This window comes from Mycobacterium gastri (assembly GCF_002102175.1).
GTDB classification, from domain to species: Bacteria; Actinomycetota; Actinomycetes; order Mycobacteriales; family Mycobacteriaceae; genus Mycobacterium; species Mycobacterium gastri.
The window spans coordinates 1-1,918 of sequence record NZ_LQOX01000104.1 but is presented as its reverse complement, the minus strand read 5'-3'; the positions used below and the strand labels follow the sequence as shown (position 1 = coordinate 1,918).

Here is a 1,918-nt window from a genome sequence, read left to right as displayed (position 1 = left end):
GCGCTGATCGGCAACGCCGATCGGGGCATGCCGCTGCTGGTCCTGGTGGTCATGGCCCAACTGGTGCTGTGCGGCGGCATGTTCGGGGTCAACGGCCGGCCGCCGCTGGAACAACTGGCCTGGCTGTCCCCGTCCCGCTGGGCCTACGCCATGGCCGCCGCCACGGTGGGGGTGAACTTCCTGCACCCGGGTGCCGAAGACCCGCTATGGGATCACGATCGCAGTAACTGGCTCACCGCCATCGGTATGTGCGCGGCGCTGGCGGTGGCCCTCGTGCTTTTGCTGGCGTTGCGGCTCAAGCGACTCGACCCGCAACGAAAGGGCCGCAAGTAAGACGGCGCGGCGAGCCTGGCGGTGTTGCTGACCAGTCTTGGCGCGGGCCGGTCAACCGGTGCGGCGCCGACCGGCTTGCTGCTTTGCTCCAACGGCGATCAACCTCTCGCCACCGAGACCCGACGAAAAAGTAGTCAAGCCGATATCGGCAGGTTTACGCTAGGTCGCCTGGCTTTGGTGCTGCCTCCAGCTGAGTTTGCCCGCGGCAACGTGCCGTTGCCTCGACGAAGGAGATGTCTATGAAGCGCTGGTCTCGCGCCGCTGTGGTGGCCGTGTCCGCCGTCGCCGCGACGGCACTCGTGCTCACCGGATGTTCCGGCTCAAACAAGGGCGCAGGGGGCGGGTCGAGCAGCCCGGCCAATGGCGACGCCGCCAGCACCGTGAAGCAGGCTGCCGATGTCATGGCCAAGGTCACCGGGATGCACGTGAGCCTCACGGTGCAAGGCTCGGTGCCCAACCTCGCGGTGACCAAACTCGACGGCGACGTCTCCAACACGCCGCAAACGGTCGCCACCGGTACCGCGACGCTGGTCGTCGGCAAGAACCCAGTTGACTCGAAGTTCGTCTTTGTCGACGGACATCTCTATTCCGACGTCGCCGACCCCGGCAAGTACGCCGATTACGGCAACGGCGCGTCGATCTATGACGTCTCGACCCTGCTCGACCCGAATCGCGGCCTGGCCAAACTGCTTTCCAACCTGCAAAACCCGAAAGTGGTTGGCAGCGAACAGATCAACGGGATCCCGACCACCAAGATCAGCGGGACGTCATCAGCCGACGACATCACGACACTGGCCGGGGCGCGCCTGAGCCCGAAGGACGCGCAGAACACACCCACCACCGTGTGGATCGCCTCGGACGGGTCTTATCACCTCGTCAAGATCGAAATCAGCCCGGTCCAGAACGGGACCGTGACGATGACCATGTCCGACTGGGGCAAGCAAGTCACCGCAACCAAACCGGCATAGCCGGCCAATCCGACATCGAGCCCTTCTCGTTTCAGCATGTGCCGGACCACCGAACCTGGAAAGGAACCACCATGGCATTGACCGCTTTTCAACGCCGAGCTGCGGTTTCAGTGACCAACGTCGTAGCGGTGACGGCGATGATCCTCGCGCTGGCGCCGGCAGCCGAGGCCGACGGATACGTGGGCGCGATCGCCTACTCCCCATCCGGAAAAGTGTTCGGCCGCACCAAGCATGCCCCGTCGAAGGCCGCCGCGGAGAGCGCCGCACTGGGCGCATGCGGTTACTCCGACTGCAAGGTGCTCGTCACCTTCACCGACTGCGGCGCCATCGCCGAGAACAGCCGCGGTGATCATGCGGGCGGTTACGGGCCTACGCTGCTGGCCGCTGAGCAAGACGCCGCGAAGAACCTCGGTACCTCAGGGTGGATCGGGACCTGGTACTGCAACTAACGGCTGGTGCGGTCGAAACTCCGCGCCGGCACCCGCACGCGCGCCCTAAAGATTGTCGCCGTGGGGTCGTGGTGGTGTGGGGTTGTTAGGTGGAGGTGCCGGAGGCGGGTTATGGAGGGTAGGACCGAGGCGGTTGTGAGGGATGTGCCCCGGTTGGAGTTGCGTGCT

General features: G+C 65.2%; 3 protein-coding genes. All 3 read left to right on the top strand.

Annotation, left to right across the window (positions count from 1 at the left end; all coding sequences use genetic code 11):
- On the top strand, window positions 1–333 hold a 333-nt coding region (locus tag AWC07_RS12030; protein WP_085105086.1), incomplete at its 5' end, for a hypothetical protein.
- Between the two features lie 239 nt (window positions 334–572).
- Complete coding sequence (locus AWC07_RS12025; protein WP_036411766.1) at window positions 573–1,301, top strand: LppX_LprAFG lipoprotein; 729 nt, start codon at window positions 573–575, stop codon at window positions 1,299–1,301.
- Window positions 1,302–1,411: 110 nt separating this feature from the next.
- Window positions 1,412–1,750 carry a DUF4189 domain-containing protein gene (locus AWC07_RS12020; protein ID WP_244187573.1) on the top strand — a complete coding sequence of 113 codons (339 nt, stop codon included), beginning with the start codon at window positions 1,412–1,414 and terminating at the stop codon, window positions 1,748–1,750.
- Window positions 1,751–1,918: the final 168 nt, after the last annotated feature.

Bases quoted from the DNA above. Each gene is read 5' to 3' on its own strand.
- AWC07_RS12025 (WP_036411766.1), top strand. From the start codon at position 573: ATGAAGCGCTGGTCTCGCGCCGCTGTGGTGGCCGTGTCCGCCGTCGCC.